Source organism: Curvibacter sp. Hmag1.1, assembly GCF_059769165.1.
Map to the genome: position 1 here is coordinate 1,493,857 of NZ_JBMBGX010000002.1, position 16,943 is coordinate 1,510,799.

The 16,943-nt window shown below is 61.7% G+C and carries 16 protein-coding genes; 8 read left to right on the forward strand and 8 right to left on the reverse strand.

Annotation, left to right across the window (positions count from 1 at the left end; all coding sequences use genetic code 11):
- Positions 1-139: 139 nt before the first annotated feature.
- The 4 genes from ACOAP0_RS07605 to ACOAP0_RS07620 are packed head-to-tail and all read right to left on the reverse strand — an operon-like array spanning position 140 to position 4,652.
- Positions 140-1,126 carry a Bug family tripartite tricarboxylate transporter substrate binding protein gene (locus ACOAP0_RS07605; RefSeq protein ID WP_498374942.1) on the reverse strand — a complete coding sequence of 329 codons (987 nt, stop codon included), beginning with the start codon at positions 1,124-1,126 and terminating at the stop codon, positions 140-142.
- Positions 1,127-1,180: 54 nt separating this feature from the next.
- Positions 1,181-1,966, reverse strand: a complete 786-nt coding sequence (locus ACOAP0_RS07610) for an SDR family NAD(P)-dependent oxidoreductase (RefSeq protein ID WP_498374941.1) — start codon at positions 1,964-1,966, stop codon at positions 1,181-1,183.
- A gap of 24 nt (positions 1,967-1,990) precedes the next feature.
- Positions 1,991-3,862, reverse strand: a complete 1,872-nt coding sequence (locus ACOAP0_RS07615; RefSeq protein WP_498374940.1) for a feruloyl-CoA synthase — start codon at positions 3,860-3,862, stop codon at positions 1,991-1,993.
- Between the two features lie 4 nt (positions 3,863-3,866).
- Positions 3,867-4,652 carry a crotonase/enoyl-CoA hydratase family protein gene (locus ACOAP0_RS07620; protein WP_498374939.1) on the reverse strand — a complete coding sequence of 262 codons (786 nt, stop codon included), beginning with the start codon at positions 4,650-4,652 and terminating at the stop codon, positions 3,867-3,869.
- Positions 4,653-4,812: 160 nt separating this feature from the next.
- On the opposite strand from ACOAP0_RS07620, the gene ACOAP0_RS07625 reads away from it, so the two are divergent.
- Positions 4,813-5,697, forward strand: coding sequence for an amidohydrolase family protein (locus ACOAP0_RS07625; RefSeq protein ID WP_498374938.1), 885 nt, complete (start codon positions 4,813-4,815; stop codon positions 5,695-5,697).
- Positions 5,698-5,705: 8 nt separating this feature from the next.
- On the opposite strand, the gene ACOAP0_RS07630 is transcribed toward ACOAP0_RS07625, so the two are convergent.
- The gene (locus ACOAP0_RS07630) at positions 5,706-6,188 is read right to left on the reverse strand and encodes a MarR family winged helix-turn-helix transcriptional regulator (RefSeq protein ID WP_498376079.1); all 483 of its coding nucleotides are present in this window, start codon (positions 6,186-6,188) and stop codon (positions 5,706-5,708) included.
- Positions 6,189-6,448: 260 nt separating this feature from the next.
- Between ACOAP0_RS07630 and ACOAP0_RS07635 the strand changes: the two genes are divergently transcribed.
- The 4 genes from ACOAP0_RS07635 to ACOAP0_RS07650 all read left to right on the forward strand — a co-directional run bounded on the left by ACOAP0_RS07635 (position 6,449) and on the right by ACOAP0_RS07650 (position 10,031).
- A complete protein-coding gene (locus ACOAP0_RS07635) occupies positions 6,449-7,321 on the forward strand; it encodes a LysR substrate-binding domain-containing protein (protein ID WP_481874585.1) in 873 nt (290 codons plus the stop codon).
- 124 nt (positions 7,322-7,445) lie between these two features.
- Positions 7,446-8,948: an FAD-linked oxidase C-terminal domain-containing protein gene (locus ACOAP0_RS07640; protein WP_481874584.1), complete on the forward strand. Its 1,503-nt coding sequence runs from the start codon at positions 7,446-7,448 to the stop codon at positions 8,946-8,948.
- Between the two features lie 5 nt (positions 8,949-8,953).
- The gene (locus ACOAP0_RS07645) at positions 8,954-9,319 is read left to right on the forward strand and encodes a CidA/LrgA family protein (RefSeq protein ID WP_498374936.1); all 366 of its coding nucleotides are present in this window, start codon (positions 8,954-8,956) and stop codon (positions 9,317-9,319) included.
- The gene (locus ACOAP0_RS07650; RefSeq protein WP_498374935.1) at positions 9,312-10,031 is read left to right on the forward strand and encodes an LrgB family protein; all 720 of its coding nucleotides are present in this window, start codon (positions 9,312-9,314) and stop codon (positions 10,029-10,031) included. Before ACOAP0_RS07645 ends, ACOAP0_RS07650 begins: the two co-directional genes overlap by 8 nt.
- Positions 10,032-10,050: 19 nt before the next feature.
- Here ACOAP0_RS07650 and ACOAP0_RS07655 read toward each other — a convergent pair whose 3' ends face one another.
- Complete coding sequence (locus tag ACOAP0_RS07655) at positions 10,051-10,461, reverse strand: hypothetical protein (protein WP_087495385.1); 411 nt, start codon at positions 10,459-10,461, stop codon at positions 10,051-10,053.
- 196 nt (positions 10,462-10,657) lie between these two features.
- Positions 10,658-11,512, reverse strand: a complete 855-nt coding sequence (locus ACOAP0_RS07660) for a phytanoyl-CoA dioxygenase family protein (RefSeq protein ID WP_498374934.1) — start codon at positions 11,510-11,512, stop codon at positions 10,658-10,660.
- Between the two features lie 103 nt (positions 11,513-11,615).
- Here ACOAP0_RS07660 and ACOAP0_RS07665 point away from each other — a divergent pair, with 103 nt between their 5' ends.
- Positions 11,616-12,623 carry an asparaginase gene (locus tag ACOAP0_RS07665; RefSeq protein ID WP_498374933.1) on the forward strand — a complete coding sequence of 336 codons (1,008 nt, stop codon included), beginning with the start codon at positions 11,616-11,618 and terminating at the stop codon, positions 12,621-12,623.
- Positions 12,620-13,534: an arginase gene (rocF, locus tag ACOAP0_RS07670; RefSeq protein ID WP_481874580.1), complete on the forward strand. Its 915-nt coding sequence runs from the start codon at positions 12,620-12,622 to the stop codon at positions 13,532-13,534. The genes ACOAP0_RS07665 and rocF overlap by 4 nt, the downstream gene beginning before the upstream one ends.
- Here the strand turns inward: rocF and ACOAP0_RS07675 are convergent.
- Positions 13,520-15,526, reverse strand: coding sequence for a methyl-accepting chemotaxis protein (locus ACOAP0_RS07675; protein ID WP_498374932.1), 2,007 nt, complete (start codon positions 15,524-15,526; stop codon positions 13,520-13,522). The genes rocF and ACOAP0_RS07675 overlap by 15 nt on opposite strands.
- Positions 15,527-15,725: 199 nt before the next feature.
- Here ACOAP0_RS07675 and purT point away from each other — a divergent pair, with 199 nt between their 5' ends.
- Positions 15,726-16,943 carry a formate-dependent phosphoribosylglycinamide formyltransferase gene (purT, locus tag ACOAP0_RS07680; protein ID WP_498374931.1) on the forward strand — a complete coding sequence of 406 codons (1,218 nt, stop codon included), beginning with the start codon at positions 15,726-15,728 and terminating at the stop codon, positions 16,941-16,943.

Sequence of the window (16,943 nt, forward strand, 5' to 3'; positions counted from 1 at the left end):
AGAGGGGCTCCCGAGAGAAAAAGAGGGCCATTCTACTGACGCTTCTTTTTCTACATAGAGCGTTTCCCCCTAGGCGCAGCAGACGGCGCCTGCTTAGCGCTCGATAGAGGAAAAAGTACCAAATAGCCTTGCTGACGTCTCAAGAATCAGCGGTAAATCCGATTTTTTTGATCAGCGGCCCCCAAGTATCGAACTCTGACTTTTGCCAGCGCGCCTGTTCTTCGGGTGTGGAGCCGCGGGGAATCAAGCCTACTAGCGCCAGGCTGTCGATGACCGATTTTTCTTTCAAGGCAGCGTTGATCGCCGTATTGGCAGCCATCACCACTGACTTTGGAGTATTTGCAGGCGCATAAAAACCGAACCACTCTTCGGTCGTCAGCTCCGGGAAACCCTGCTCGGCAAAGGTAGGGACCTCGGGCGCGTAGGGCGAGCGGTTGGGGCCGGAGGTCGCGAGAATGCGCAACTTGCCAGCCTTGTAATTGGCCAGGTAGTCGCCGTGCGGCGTCACCATGGCGGCCACTTGACCACCCACCAGATCGGTCACGCCGGGCACCGAGCCGCGATACGGCACATGCCGGAGGTCCACCCCGCTGTTGATGCCCAGCAAAGCGCCAATGAAATGCGGTGTGGAGCCCGCACCGGGCGAACCGTAACTCGCGTCTTTGGGATTGGCCTTGGCCCACGCCAGGAAATCCTTCACTGTCCGGACATTGGCAGGCACCATGGGGCCCACCGCCAGGCCGTGGTGCATGATGGCTGCGATGGAGACAGGGGCAAAGTCCTTGTCGGTATACGGCATCTTGTTGAAGATGTGCGGATAGTTAGCAAGCGCTGACACCTGCGAGAGCGCCAGCACCGAACCATCGGCTGGCGCGCTTTTGAGGGCCTCGAGGGCAATACGACCGCCAGCACCGGGCTTGTTTTCAACAATGCCTGCGTTTTTACTGAAGGGCGTACCCGCCCACTTTTCCGCGACCCGGCGCGCCACGGTGTCGCCAGAACTGCCCGGCGGAAAGCCGAAGTACACCTTGACTTGGTCTACCTGCGCTTGCGCAGTGAGTGGATACAGCGCGCCCAAAGCAGCGCTGCTGCCCAAGGCCTGAATGAGTTGCCTGCGAGTGAACATGGTTGTCTCCTATTTTTAATTGGCAGGTTGCACAGGGAAAGAAATGCTGCTGAGTTATCGCGGCGCCATCCGCAGCGCGCCATCGAGCCGGATCACCTCGCCATTGAGGTGCCCATTGGTCACGATGTGGCAAGCCAACTCGGCGAACTCTTGCGGTTTACCCAAACGCGGCGGAAAAGGAATGCTGGCCGCGAGGGACTGCTGCACGGCTTCCGGCAACTCCTTCATCAAGGGGGTGGCAAACAAGCCCGGCGCCACCGTGCACACCCGGATCGCGTGCTGCGCGAGGTCTCGCGCCATGGGCAGCGTCATGCCGACCAGACCGCCCTTCGATGCGCTGTAGGCCTGCTGGCCCACCTGTCCGTCAAACGCGGCGACCGATGCCGTGAACATCATCACGCCACGCTCGCCGTTGTCCAGCGGCGCCAGCTTGCTGCAGGCTGCCGCGAACAGGCGACTGATGTTGTAGGCGCCAATGAGGTTGATAGAGACCACGCGTGCGAAATCTTCGAGCGGTGCGGCACTTCCATCCCGTTGGACTACGCGCTTGGCGCTCCCGATGCCGGCTACATTCATGAGGATGCGGGCAGCACCCAGTGCTTGCTCCGATGCGGCAAGCGCGGCTTGCACGCTATCGGTCTGCGTAATGTCGCAACGCAGCCCGATGGCACGGTCTTCCCCGAACTCTGCCCTGATCGCGGACGCCACGGCCTCTGCTTGTGCCTCGTTAATGTCCAGCACGGCGACTTTCGCGCCCAGCTTGGCCAGTTCACGGGCAGTCGCCTCCCCCAAACCCGATGCTGCACCGGTGACCAGTGCGGTTTGCCCTTGAATATTCATGTGTGTTCCTTCGGCGCGACGCGCTCAGACCGTGGGCTTGATGATGAAAGGGAGGGTGTCATCGTGCAGGCCTTCGACCAGTGCGTGACGATGTTTCAGCACTGCGCGCTGGTTCAGGGAGCCCTTGTCGGTGATCTCGCCCTTTACGGCGGAAGGTGGCTCCACCATCAAAAGTACGCGGGCGACGCGGCTTGCACTGCCAGTGGCCTCACGGGCCAGCTGGTCGATAACGGCCTCTATACGCTGGCGCACTGGCGCACTCTGGACCACATCCGCCCAAGGCGCATCCGCCGGAAGGTTCGCGACGTCGCGACAAGCCGCAGACAAGAACAGCAGCGCCCCGACTTCTTTGCGGTTCAGTCCGGTAATCACCGCGTCCTGGATGTAGGGAGCACCCGACACCACGATCTTGGCGCGCATGGGGCCCACACTGACGAAGGTACCCGTGGAGAGCTTGAAGTCCTCCGCGATCCGGCCATCAAAGCGCAGTCCACGGTGGATATCAGACTCGGAAATCCACTTCACCGCATCGCCAGTGCACAGATAGCCTTCCTCATCAAATGCGTCCCGCGTAGCAGCCTCGGTACGCCAATAGCCCGGGGTCACGTTGGGCCCGCGGTAGCGCACTTCAGTTTTTCCATCCACCTCGACCAGCTTGAGCCTCATACCCGGCACCGGAACGCCGATGTCCCCGGACGCCACATCCGGGCTGTTCACGAACATGGCAGAGGGCGAAGACTCGGTCATTCCCAGCCCGGTGGCCATTACGATCCGCTCGCCGATGGCGGACTCCTGAATGGCATGCAGTTTGTCCCACACGGGCTGGGACAAACCTGCACCGGAATAGAAAAACACCTTCAGGCGGGACAGCAAGGTCGTGCGCAATGCCGCATCCGACTCCATGGCAGATGCGATCATCTCGAAGCCGGTGGGCACATTGAAGTACACCGTCGGCGCAATCTCGCGCAGGTTGCGCAGCGTCTCCCCGATCAGGGCTGCAGTGGGCTTGCCGTCGTCGATGTAGAGGGTGCCGCCGTGCTGTAGCGTGAGCCCGAAGTTGTGGTTGCCCCCGAAGGTGTGGTTCCAGGGCAGCCAGTCCACCAACACGGGCGGTGCTTCGGCAAACACGGGCAAGGACAAGGAAATCTGCTGCAGGTTTGCGCACCACATGCGCTGCGTGTTGATGACCGGTTTGGGCAGCTTGGTGGAACCGCTAGTGAACAAGAACTTGACGATAGTCCCCGGGCCGGTGGCATTCATGGCCGCATCTATGGCAGGCGTGGCTGGTGTGGCGAGCAGGGATGCGTAAGAGGTAGCCTCCCGACTTTGAAACTGCCCAGCTGCAGCTACCACCTCAACATCCGGGCCGACCGTGGCGGCAACTCCCGCACCATAGCGAGTGGCATCCGCCACGAATACCAGCCCTGGGGTCAGGGTATCCATCACATGGCGCAGCTTTTCATAGTCCTGGCTCACGGTGGCATAGGCTGGAGACACCGGGCAGTAAGCCACGCCGGCATACAGACAACCGAGCGCCATCATGGCGTGCTCCAGACTGTTTTCGCTGAGAATGACGACAGGACGCTCAGCACTCAAGCCCCGATCCAATAATGCCTGCCCGATGCTGCGGGCACTTGCGAGTGTTTGGGCATAAGTGATGTGCAGCCATTCGCCGGTCGTGCCATCCGGCAACTGCCGGCGACGGGCCAGGAAAGTCTGGTCCGGCGTGGTATCTGCCCAATGCACCAGGTAGTCAGCGATCCGGCGGGCGTATGCGCCTAATGCCAGATCAGCCTGCAGATAGCGAACGCCGGGGGCACCGTCTGTCACCGTAATGCGAGTGACGCCGAACTTGGTCTCGCGGTAGCGGGGGGTGGGGAGTTGCATGTCGCTCATGTCCTCAGTCCTGCTTGCGCACCTTGGCGGCGCGACCTTCCAGAAAGTCGTTCAGCCGTGTCTTGGCTTCCGGTGCGCTCTGGGCGATGGCCGCCATCATCGCTTCAGTAAAGAATCCCTGGTCAGCCGGCTGCTCAGCAATACGCGGCAAAGCGTGCATCAAGGCGTAGTTGGTCAAGGGTGCGTTTTGCGCGACCCGCACCGCCAGCTCTACCGCCTTGTCGAAGGCAGCGCCCTCCGGCACCAGGTATTGCGCAAGACCAATGCGCTCACCATCCTGCGCGTTGTACACACGGCCGGTGAGCATCATGTCGGTCATACGGGCCGCACCGATCAATTTGGGAATACGTACGGCACCGCCGCCGCCCACAAAAATGCCGCGGGAACCTTCCGGCAAGGCATAAAAAGTGGACTCATCCGCAACACGAATGTGGCAGGCGCTTGCCAACTCCAAGCCTCCGCCCACCACGGCGCCCTGTAAAGCGGCGATCACAGGAACGGGCCCGTATTGCACACGCTCCAGCGCGGCGTGCCACATGCGGGAATGGTGCAAGCCCTGACCGGCATCGCGCTCTTTGAGCTCACTCAAATCGAGACCTGCACAGAAATGCGGGCCCTCGCCAGCGATCACCGCGGCGCGCACTCCCTCGGGCATGTTTTCGAACAGATCCCGCAATGCGAGGATGAGTCCGTCGTTCAGGGCGTTGCGCTTGGCGCCGCGGGTCAGGCGGATCACCGCCACTTCTTGTTCCTCGCCGAGGCGTTCGAAATGGATATCGGGGTGTTGCATAAATGTTTTCATAATGGCGCAATTTTGGTTATAGTTAATAACCAAATCAAGACATTTGAAAACTCTTTTTCTAGGTAGTTTCCCTCGACTCTCTTCCCCGGAAGACCGCAATGAGGGAGGCTGCCTCCGTGCGTCCACAGACAACCCACAGGAGACAACCATGGACTACAAAAATCTGCGCGCCATCGATATCCACACCCACGCGGAAGTGAGTTGCTGGAATCCGTTTGACAACTACGGCGAGGAATACGACCGGGCCGCCGACAAGTACTTCAAGAACGGGCGCCGCCCCACGATTGCAGAAACCGTGGCGTATTACCGGGAACAGAAAATCGGCTTGGTCATGTTCACCGTGGACGCGGAGTCCAAAATGGGCCGCCGCCGCATTCCCAACGAAGAGATTGCCGAGGCCGCCAAAGCCAATAGCGACATGATGACCGCCTTTGCCAGCATCGACCCGCACAAAGGCAAGATGGGCGCGCGCGAGGCACGCAAGCTGATTGAAGAGCACGGCATCAAGGGCTTCAAGTTCCACCCCACGGTGCAGGCCTACCACCCCTACGACAAGATGGCCTGGCCCATCTATGAAGTGATTGCCGAATACGGCATGCCGGCCATTTTTCACACCGGCCACAGTGGCATCGGCAGCGGCATGCGCTGTGGCGGCGGACTGCGTCTGGAGTACAGCAACCCCATGCACCTAGACGATGTGGCCATCGACTTCCCGGACATGCAAATCGTCATGGCCCACCCCAGCTTCCCCTGGCAAGACGAAGCCCTGAGTGTGGCCACTCACAAGCCGAACGTCTGGATCGACCTGTCGGGCTGGAGCCCCAAATACTTTCCCAAGCAACTGGTGCAGTACGCCAACACCTTGCTCAAAGACCGCGTCTTGTTTGGCTCGGACTACCCGCTCATCACCCCGGAGCGCTGGATGAAAGACTTTCAGGAAGCGGGCTTCAAGCCCGAAGTGATGCCCGGCATCCTGAAAGACAACGCGGTGCGCTTGCTGCGCCTGGACCCCACCGCGTTAGCAGGCGGGTAAAGCGCCGCTCAGTCGGCCGGGGTGTAGACCTTTTGCAGCAGACGGATCAGGGTTTTGCGCTCTGCATCCGTCAAACGGGAGGTGGCATCCATCTCCAGGTCGAATGCCGTTTTCTCCGCCTGCACCATCAGCTCTAGACCTTGGGGCGTGAGGTGCACGCCCATAGCCCGGCCGTCACTCGGGTGGGGCAGCCGCTCAATCAGGCCCCGGCGCTCCAGTGTCGCGATCAAACCCACCAGGTTGGGCGGCAGCACGTTGAGCGCCGCGCACAGCTGGCGGGAGGTGATGCCCGGGTTGTGCGCGACCAGCGAGAGCACCGAGAAGTCCACCACCTTCAGGTCATAGGGCGCCATGCGCACCATAAAGGACTCGATGATCGCAAGGGACGCGCGGCGGGCGTTGTAGCCCACCAGCGTACGCAAGTAGCTGGTGTCCACAGGCTCCACGGGAGCAGGCTCAGGCGCAGCAACTTTGCGCACGCGCGCCGGCACCGACCGGGGTTTGGCGGCGGCTGACGGGGCAGAAGTAGCGTTTTTCTTCAAAGGATTGAGTGCTTAATCAGGGTCTAGCGCCCACAAAATATGCGCGGAAAGCTATCAAAAAGAGAGCGCCTCGAATGCCGGGGCACATCTGACGTATTGCGGAAGATGCTGAATCCTAACGGGTGAACCTTGCCGCAAGCTGGCTGTGCGGTGATACGGCTCTTTGAAGGGGTGGAAAGGCGCAAGGTATCGGTGGCATCATCCCCGCCATGAGCGCCTCCCGCATCCCCCCGATTCAGTGCCTGTTGACTTTTGAAGCCCTGGCGCGCCTGCGCTCTGTCACCCTGGCGGCAGAAGAACTCTTTGTCACGCCCAGCGCCGTGAGTCACCGGGTGAGGCAGCTGGAGCAAATCATCGGGACCAAGCTGTTCGGCCGGGCGGACTTTTCGCTGACCACCGAGGGCAGCGAATACCTGGCCCATGTGCGTGAAGGGCTCACCATCCTGCAGAAGTTTCCCAGCGCCGCTGCGGCACCTGGCAAGCGCAAGCTGCGCCTCGCGGTCACGCCCACGTTTTCGCGCTCCATTTTGATCCCGCGGCTGCGCCAGTTCACCGACGCCTACCCCGAGATCGACCTGACGCTGCAGGTGTCCATTCCCTTGCTGGACGTGGTCGCCGAAGATGCAGACCTGATGGTGCGCTTCGGCGCAGGCCGCTATGCCGACATGGAGCATGTGTGCCTCATGAAGGACGAGATCACGCCCTTGGCCTCACCCGCTTTTGTGCGTGAGCACGGCCCCTTCGAAACCCCGCAAGACCTGGCCAACCTGCCCCTTTTGCGCAGCCCGCTGGAACCCTGGCGCACCTGGTTTGCCGCCAACGGGCTGGACTGGCCGGAGCCGGTAGAGGGCTCGCAGTTCAACGACATCGGCCTCATGTGCGATGGCGCCGCCGCCGGCATGGGCGTGGGCCTGATCCGCCTGAAGCTGGGTGCCCCCTGGCTGGACAACGGCTCGCTGGTGCGGCTGTATGCCCACAATGCACCCAGCCCCCACGCGCACTACCTGTGCTGGCGCACAGGCGCCATGGACCGATGGGAAGTGGCGGCCTTTGCCGAATGGCTCAAAAAAGCCGTGGGTTAGTCGCCCCAGCGGCCTTTGACTAGCCCTTTTTCACGCAGCGCTGCAAGTTTCTTCACACCACGGGGCTTCGCTTTCTTTTAGAGTGGGGCTTTCCGTCATTGCCCCTTAAGCACCGGACTCCCCCATGAACGCCCCACTTGATCCAACCGCCCGGGAAATGCTACAAAAAAGAGAGCTTCTCGCGCATATTCTGCCGGCGCTAGAGGCATATTTACCTAAGCATGCGCTGCTCTACCAGACGGAAGACACCACGCCCTATGAATGCGACGGCCTGACGGCCTACCGCCAGCGGCCCCTGCTGGTGGCCCTGCCGGAAACCGAAGAGCAGGTGGCGGCGGTGCTGCGGGTGTGCCATGGCTTGAATGTGCCGGTGGTGGCTCGCGGCGCGGGCACCGGCCTGTCGGGTGGAGCCATGCCCCATGCTTTTGGGGTCACGCTCTCTCTGGCCAAGTTCAACAAAATCCTGAAGGTGGACAAGCGCAGCCGCACGGCGGTGGTGCAGTGCGGGGTGCGCAACCTGGCCATCAGCGAAGCGGCCGCACCCTACGGGCTGTATTACGCGCCGGACCCCAGCAGCCAGATTGCCTGCACGATTGGCGGCAACGTGGCCGAGAACTCGGGCGGCGTGCACTGCCTGAAATACGGGCTGACGCTGCACAACGTGCTCAAAGTGCGTGGCTTCACCATGGAAGGCGCGCCCATCGAATTTGGTGGTGATGCGCTCGACGCGCCCGGCTACGACCTGATGAGCGTGGTGGTCGGCAGCGAGGGCATGCTGGCCGTGACCACCGAGGTTACTGTCAAACTGGTGCCCAAGCCCCAGCTGGCCCGCTGCATCATGGCCAGCTTTGACGACCTGCGCAAAGCGGGCGATGCGGTGGCAGCGGTGATCGCCGCCGGCATCATTCCCGCAGGGTTGGAGATGATGGACAAGCCCATGACCGCCGCAGTGGAAGACTTTGTGCATGCGGGCTACGACCTGAGTGCCGAAGCGATTTTGCTGTGCGAGAGCGACGGCACCCCCGAAGAAGTGGAAGAGGAAATCGGCCGCATGAGCGAAGTGCTGCGCGCCGCCGGCGCCACCGGCATTGCGGTGAGCAACAGCGAGGCAGAACGCCTGCGCTTCTGGAGCGGGCGCAAAAACGCCTTCCCCGCCAGCGGCCGCATCAGCCCTGACTACATGTGCATGGACAGCACCATTCCGCGCGCGCGGCTGGCCGACATCCTGCTGGCCATTGCAGAGATGGAGAAGAAGTACCAGCTGCGCTGTGCCAACGTGTTCCATGCCGGCGACGGCAACCTGCACCCGCTGATCTTGTTTGATGCGAACGACCCCGACCAGTTGCACCGCTGCGAGCTGTTTGGCGCCGAAATTCTGGAAACCAGCGTCGCCATGGGCGGCACCGTGACCGGCGAGCATGGCGTGGGCGTGGAAAAGCTCAACAGCATGTGCGTGCAGTTCAGCGCGCAGGAGAACGCCCAGATGTTCGCCCTCAAAGAGGCGTTCGACCCCAAGAGCCTGCTCAACCCCGGCAAGGTCATTCCTACCCTGCACCGCTGTGCGGAGTACGGCAAGGAACTGGTGCGCGGCGGCAAGATCAAGCACCCGGACCTGCCCCGGTTCTAGCCGCCATGCAAGGCTTGCGCGGCTTGGCCTGGCTCCTGGCGCTGCAAAGCGCCGGTGAGTTGCTGGCCCGCGGTCTGCACCTGCCGTTTCCGGGCCCGGTGGTCGGCATGGTCTTGCTGATTCCGGCCCTTCAGTGGCCCCTGGTGCGTGAGCCCGTCAGCCAGTGCGCGGACTTTTTGCTCAGTCATCTCTCGCTTTTGTTCATACCGGTCGGGGTGGGCGTCATGACCCACTTGGCCCTGCTCAGCCAATATGGCGGGCGCATGCTGGTGGTGCTGGTGCTTTCCACCTGGATAGGTCTTGCCGTCACGGCACTGACCCTGTACGCCCTGAACCGCCGGGACGCGGAAGACGAGGCTCCCCATGGCTGACGTCGTGGCCCTGTGGGTCTACTTGTCGGCGACGCCGCTCTTCGGCCTCACGGCCACCCTGGTGACCTATGTGCTGGCGCACGCTGTGTACCAGCGCACCGGCCAAGCCGTCTGGGCCAACCCGGTGCTCTGGAGCGTGCTCATCCTCGCCTGCCTCTTGCTGGCCACCGGGGTGAGCTACCCGGGGTACTTCTCGGGTGCGCAGTTCATCCACTTTTTGCTGGGACCGGCAGTCGTTGCCTTGGGCTGGCCCCTGTGGCAACGCAGGGTCGAAGTGCAAAAACGTTGGGGGCGTTTGCTCGTGGCCGCCTTGGTCGGCGGCACGGCGGCCAGCGGATCCGCACTGGCACTAGGCTGGGCCCTGGGTTTGCCCGGCGATGTGCTGTTGTCCATGGCGCCCAAGTCCGTAACCGCGCCCGTGGCGATGGGCATCGCTGAAAAGATAGGTGGTATTCCTGCGCTGTCAGCCGTGTTTGCCGTGCTCACCGGCCTGATCGGGGCACTGAGCGGCAAGCTCATCTTTGGCCTGCTGCGCCTTCCCTACAGTGGCAGCGGCTGGGCCGCACGCGGCTTTGCGCTGGGCACCGCCTCACACGGCATAGGCGCGGCACGCGCGCTCCAGGTGAATGCGGATGCCGGCGCCTACGCCGGGCTGGCGCTGGGCCTGCAAGTGGTGCTGGCGTCGCTGTTGATGCCCTTGTTTTTCCGCTGACCGCCGAAGCGGATCGCCATCAGAACTTCGAGCTGATCACGAAGTTGATGGTGCCGGACTCGCCCACGAAGGCCTGGTACTGAAAGGACTGTCCCGCTGCGGTGGTGTAAACCGAACGCCATTGGGCCATCAGATTTTTGCCATTGGGGTCGTAGGCCAGTTCCAAGGGGATGCTGCTGAACGAAGTCAGTGCCACACCCAGTTTTTTCCGGGCCCCGTCGTGCCGGGTGTCATAAGCCACCAGGGTGTTTTGCAGGGATGCTTCGATAGATTTGCGGTCCGAGTCCGATTTGGCCAAGAGGCTGCGGTCCGACTGATTGAGGGAGGGCGCTGCACCGGATGGCAGGCGCGTGAGTGAAATCAGCTCCTGCGCGCACACAGGCCCCGCCAGCACGGCACAGCTTAGGGATGCGAAGGCTAGGACTTTCATGGCGCACTCCTGACACACTCAGGAACCTACTGTGGCACAAGCCTGCCGGCTTGAAAAGCCGAAAAAGCCCGCTGAATGCAACAGTTTGTAGGCCCCGGCACCCTATAGCCTTGGATACGCCCCGCCGAACTTCAGGTAACAAATGAGCCACTGGCGCCCATACCATATGCGCCAGTAGCTATCTAATTCATAGCAATCAGATCAAGAAACCGCGTACCGGCTGATTTGCATTCCGTTGCAGCCAGTTGGTGGCGGCGTACTCGGTGCCGGCATCCGTCACATGCAAGGTGTAAGCATGGCGCGAAACCGCAGAGCGGTTGGGCGCGCTGTAATGGGGCAACAACCCATGAAACACCACCAGCGCACCGGCCTTCACCTCCAGTGGAATTGCATTCACATTGCTGGCAGGCCACGGAGTGGCATCGAGTTTGTTCATGGTGACCACATCGCCATGGCGCTCAAAGCGCTCGCGCAGCACCCCACGGGGGCCACGGTGACCACCGGGCTCGGTCCACAGGCAACCATTGGACAGCGTGGCGTCTTCCAGTGCGAACCAGAAGGTGGTCACGCTGATGGGCGTGGTGTCAAAGAAGGTGGCGTCCTGGTGCCAGCCCACTTCACCGCCGATACCGGGCTGCTTGAAGATGTACATGGACTGCCACACCTGCGGGCGGGTGAGCCCCACATCCGCGGCGACCTCCGCCAGTGCCGGGCCATGCGAAAAAGCCTCGAACACCGCGTCCTGGTCGTGCATGGCGTGGCCGATTTTGTTGATCGACAGGGCTTTGGCCTGGCGCAGCTCACCATCGGGACCGAACGCCTCTTCTTCAAAGAAACAGCTGATGCGCTCGGCGGAGTCCAGGAAGTAGCGGTCCACCTTGCGGGCCTGTTCATTGGTGGTGAAGACGGTTTTGCTTTCAGCAGGGTCAAAGGCCTCGACGATGGCTTCTGCACGTGCACGCAAGGCGGCGATCTCGGCAGCAGACTTGAAATCCGGCAGGACGAGGTAGCCGTCCTGCGCGTAGCGGGTTTTCTGTTCGGGTGTCAGCATGGGCTATGCAAATGTTGGCAGTGGCAATAGCGTTTCAGTATAGACAGGGTATAGGCCTGTGGAAGCGAATTCGGCTACGCTCTGGCGTAGGAGAGCAATGCCCTTGAACCTCACACCCCTGATCCAACTCACCCGTGGCGGCACGCCCGAATGTTTGCACTTCGGCGCCGTCGCCGGGACCGACCGCGCCGGCAGCCTCAAAGCTTTTGCCGGCGACCCGCATCTGGTGACCTTCACCCGTTCCACGCTCAAGGCCTTGCAAGCCTTGCCTTTTGTCGAAGCCGGCGGGCCTGCCCAGTTCGGCTTCAGCCAGGCCGAGAACGCGTTGCTCTGCGCCAGCCACAACGGCGAGGCCATGCACGTGGATGCGGCCAACAGCATGCTGACCAAGGCCGGCCACACCTACCAAACCCTGCGCTGTGGCTGCCATGTGCCGCTGCAGTTCAGCTACTTTGACAAGGGCGCGCCCGAAGGCGCGGTGTACACCGAAGCGCACAACAACTGCAGCGGCAAGCACGCGGGCTTTGTGGCGTATTGCGTGCAGCACGGCCTGCCGATGGACGACTACACCGCACCTGAGCACCCTTTACAGCAGGCCATCGCCCGCGATGTGGCACGCGCTGTGGGCATGGATGTGCAAGACATGCCGCGAGGCATCGACGGCTGCTCGGCGCCCAACTTCGCCATGCCCCTCTCCAAGCTGGCGCGTGGTTATGCACGCTTGGCCAGTGGCGCACAAGACCCGGAGTTTGGTGCCAGCTTTACCCTCCTAAGCGAGGCCATGACAGCCTACCCTGAGATGGTGAGCGGTACCGGCCGCAACGACCTGGACTTTATGCGCGTGGGCCGGGGCGACTGGGTCAGCAAGGTCGGGGCCGACGGTGTGCAGGTGGTCGGCAGCAAAAGCCGTGGCGAGGCTTTTGCCCTCAAGATCATTGACGGTAACAAACCCGCCCTGTTTGCCGCCAGCGTCGAGGTGCTGGACCAACTGGGTTGGCTGGATGATGCGCAACGCGCCGCACTGAAGCCCTGGCGTGCTGCCGAGATCCGCAACGCGCGCGGCCTGTTGGTGGGCGAGCGTCTTCCTGTATTCCAGTTACAAACACCATGAACCACAAGATCAGCCTGATAGGCGCACCTACCGACATCGGCGCGGGCAGCCGTGGCGCCAGCATGGGCCCGGAAGCCCTGCGCGTGGCCAACATCACCAGCGTGCTGCAAAGCCATGGCCTGGAAGTGTTGGACAAGGGCAACCTGAGCGGCCCGAGTAACCCGTGGCAACCGCCGGTAAACGGCTATCGCCACCTGCCGGAAGTGACTGCCTGGAACCGCAGCCTGCATGACGCGGTGTACGCCGAGCTGCAGGACGGCCGCCTGCCCATCGTGCTGGGCGGGGATCACTGCCTGGGCATAGGGTCCATCAGTGCGGTGGCACGCCACTGCCGCGATACCGGCAAAAAACTGCGGGTGCTGTGGCTGGACGCCCACGCTGACTTCAACACCAACACGCTCACGCCCAGCGGCAACATCCACGGCATGCCGGTGGCCTGTCTGTGTGGCTTCGGGCCGCAAGAGCTGATTGAGATCGGTGGGCAGGTGCCGGCCATCAGCCCTAAGTGGGTGCGCCAGATCGGCATCCGCAGCGTGGACGAGGGCGAAAAGCGCTTTGTGCATGAGCAGGACCTGGAAGTCTTTGACATGCGTTACATCGATGAGATGGGCATGCGCGCCGCGATGGAGTTGGCCTTGGCCTTGATCGACAGCAACACCCACTTGCATGTGAGCTTTGACGTGGACTTTCTGGACCCCGACATCGCCCCCGGCGTGGGTACCACCGTCCGGGGTGGCCCCACCTACCGCGAAGCTCAGCTGTGCATGGAGATGATTGCCGACACCGGTCGCATGGCCAGCCTCGATGTGTTTGAGCTCAACCCCGCGCTGGATGAGCGCAACCGCACAGCGGAGGTGGCGGTAGATTTGATTGAGTCACTGTTCGGCAAAAGCACCTTAATGCGCAAGTAAGCGCGGGGACGCACTGCCGTCTCCACTGCCGGTGCGGAACACCGAGACCGTGTTCACCAGCTCCCCGGCCTGGGTACGCAGGCTGCTCGCAGCAGCGGCCATTTCTTCGACCAGCGCCGCGTTTTGCTGGGTGGTCTGGTCCATCTGGTTGACCGCTTCGCTGACCTGACTGACCCCGTTGCTTTGTTCTGAACTGGCCGCTGTGATCTCGCCCATGATGTCGTTCACCCGGCGGATGGATGCCACCACTTCGGTCATGGTCTCGCCCGCTTGATTGACCAGTTGCGTGCCCTGCTCCACGCGGCCCACGCTGTCGCTGATCAGGGTTTTGATTTCTTTGGCGGCCTCTGCACTTCGGCCCGCCAATGACCTCACCTCGCTGGCCACCACGGCAAATCCACGCCCCTGCTCGCCGGCCCGGGCTGCCTCCACCGCCGCATTGAGCGCGAGGATGTTGGTCTGGAAGGCAATGCCGTCGATCACGCCGATGATGTCGGCAATGCGGGCAGAAGACTGGTTGATACCCTTCATGGTCTCCACCACCTGCTCCATCACTTGTCCGCCGCGCATGGCCACATCCGACGCGCTGATGGCCAACTGGTTCGCTTGCTTCGCGTTGTCCACGTTGTGGCTCACCGTACCACTCAGGGTGGCCATGCTGCTGGCGGTTTGCTGCAAAGCACTCGCCTGCTGCTCGGTTCGCATGGACAGATCCTGGTTACCTTGGGCAATTTCTGAGCTGGCATTGGCCACGCTTTCTGAGCCTTCCCGCACGGACTCGACCACGCTGGCCAGTCCTGAACCAATCTGATTGATGGCATCCACCATTTGGCCGATTTCGTCACTGCTACGTTTGCTCAGTTGCACTGTAAGGTCACCACCGGCAATACGGCTCGCGGCACTTTGCACCTCTTTCAAAGGCCGGGTCACTGTGCGCTTGACCATGTAGAACAGAACCATGGCCGTGAAGACGACCACCACCAGCCCCGACATCGCGAAGATGTTTCGTACTGAGCGGACTTCGCTGGTGTATTCATCCACATAGGTACCGCCCGCAACAACCCAGTTCCAGGGCTTCAGGAAGGTGAAGGCCACCACTTTTTCGCGTGCTTTGGTTTCGCCCATGTTGGCATTGATCCACGGGTAGCGGATAGTCCCGGACTTTTGCTCAAGGATGTCCTTGATGAACTCCCGTCCATCCGGATCCTTGGAGTCCAGAATGTTTTTGCCTTCCGATGCGGGGTGCACGATAAGGTTGCCGTAGTTGGCGCCCGGGCGCGCATCGAGCACATAGAAGTACCCGGAGTTGCCGATCTTCATGGCCCGGATGGTGTCTTTGAGACTCTTGAGGTAATCCGTAAAGTCCAACCCCACAAATGCCAGGCCGACCACCTTGCCCGCGCCATCCTTGATGGGTTCGTAGTGCGTCATGTACTGGCGGCCGAACAATGCTGCAAGGCCGGTGAAGCTGTTGCCCTCACGGACCGCCTTGTAACCCGGGTGGGCCCGGTCGAGTTGCGTACCCACCACCCGCTCACCTTTGTCGTTCTTCAGGGAGGTGGTCACACGGACGAAGTCCTCTCCACTGCTCGCAAAGACGGTCGCTACAGCGCCGGTAGCCTCTGTGAACTGGTCCACCAGACCGAAATCCATGTTGACCGGCTTGCCCGCGAGTGTCAGGACGGGTGTGGGTTTGTCCCCGATGTTGACGGTCTCGCCGCTGAGCGCAAAGCCCCCACTCAACTTGGCCGCGAAGGTTTTGGAGAGGCCGACCGCACGGTTACGCAAGTCAGCGTCTGTGGCCTCCACCAGATCGACGATGAGTTTGGTTTTGTCTCCCACCTCACGGTTGGCACGGCTTTCGATCACCTGCCCCAAGGTGTATCCGATGCTGCCGACCAGCACCGCCACAAAGACACCAACCAGCGCGACGATGCTCAAGGAGAGCTTGCCACCCACACCCAAACGGGAATACCACGGCGTTTTGTTCATGAGAACCTCTCCACAAAGGGACTTCAGGCAACACAAATTTATATTATTTAATTAAATTACACAAATAGATTAATTAAATCCGGCATTTGGTTAAATCAATGATCGCTGTGTGGACACTCAAACGCGCATCGTGAGTGGTCCAAGGGCCTGACGGGTGGCAAGCGACAATAGTGTCCCGCCCTCTCATCACACACCTGATATGACCACCCTAGGAACCCCACTGTCCCCCAATGCCACCAAAGTCATGCTGCTGGGCAGCGGAGAACTGGGCAAAGAAGTACTGATTGCACTGCAGCGTCTGGGCGTGGAGACCATTGCCGTGGACCGCTACGACAACGCACCCGGCCAGCAGGTGGCCCACCATGCACGCACCATCACCATGAGCGACCCCGCCCAGCTCAAGGCGCTGGTGGAAGCCGAGCGCCCCATGCTGGTGGTCCCCGAAATTGAAGCCATTGCCACGCCCATGCTTGAAGAGCTGGAGGCCGCTGGCACCGTCCGCGTGATTCCGACAGCACGCGCTGCGCGCCTGACCATGGACCGCGAAGGCATACGCCGCCTTGCAGCGGAAACACTGGGCTTGCCAACCAGCCCCTACCAATTCTGCGACTCGCTGGCTGAACTCCAGGCTGCGATTGAGGGTATCGATGGCAAGCCGGGCATCGGCTACCCCTGCATCGTCAAGCCGGTGATGAGCAGCTCCGGCAAGGGGCAAAGCAAAATCGACGGACCGGCTGACGTGCAAAAAGCGTGGGACTACGCCATGGCTGGAGGCCGGGTGAGCCATGGTCGTGTGATCGTGGAAGGCTTCATCGACTTCGACTATGAAATCACGCAACTTACCGTGCGCTCCGTGGGTGCGGATGGAAACATCGTGACCGGTTTCTGCGACCCTATTGGCCACATCCAGGTCAGCGGCGACTATGTGGAAAGCTGGCAACCCATGGCGATGCACCCTGCCGCATTGGAGCGTGCGCGTGAAGTGTCCAAAGCCGTGACCGACAACCTCGGTGGCCAGGGCTTGTTTGGTGTGGAATTGTTTGTAAAAGGCGACCAGGTGTGGTTCAGCGAAGTGAGCCCGCGCCCGCATGACACCGGACTCGTGACTTTGTGCACGCAGCACCAAAGCGAGTTTGAATTGCACGCACGTGCCATTCTGGGTTTGCCGGTGGACACCTCTTTGCGCAACCCGGGTGCCAGCGCTGTGATTTACGGCGGCGTGGAAGCACAGGGCATAGTGTTTGATGGTGTGGAAGAGGCCCTGCGTGTGCCCAACACAGACCTGCGCCTGTTCGGCAAACCCGAGAGCTTCACCAAGCGACGCATGGGCGTGGCCTTGGCGCGCGCCACTGATACCGACACGGCCCGCGCCAACGCGAAGTTGGCAGCCTCCAAGGTCAAGCCCCGCGCGGTATAA